The organism is Pseudomonas sp. EL_65y_Pfl1_R83, from assembly GCF_963970695.1.
Classification (GTDB): Bacteria; Pseudomonadota; Gammaproteobacteria; order Pseudomonadales; family Pseudomonadaceae; genus Aquipseudomonas; species Aquipseudomonas tritici.
The window spans coordinates 1-252 of sequence record NZ_CAXAQI010000553.1 but is presented as its reverse complement, the minus strand read 5'-3'; the positions used below and the strand labels follow the sequence as shown (position 1 = coordinate 252).

Genomic DNA, 252 nt, shown 5'->3' with positions numbered 1-252 from the left:
CACCCGCAGCGAATACGACCGCAGCGGCCGCCTGCGTTCACGCCAGCGCCGTCACGCCAGTCAGTCAACCTTGCTGCCCGCTGCGGCGCAAAAACAGTTTGAATACGACCCCGCCGACAACCTGATCGGCAAACTCGACCAACAACCCGCTGCGCAACACCGCCAGTTGCTGCACTACGACGCCACCGGCCGCATCATCGCCAGCCAGGACAGCCTGCACGGCCAGCGTGAAACCTTCGCCTACGACGCCGC

Annotated in this window: 1 protein-coding gene; it reads left to right on the top strand. The window is 65.5% G+C overall.

Translation table 11 applies throughout. The features are described from left to right. Positions 1-252, top strand: a 252-nt coding sequence (locus AACY08_RS30300; RefSeq protein WP_339472762.1) for a hypothetical protein, incomplete at both ends; no start/stop codon positions are given.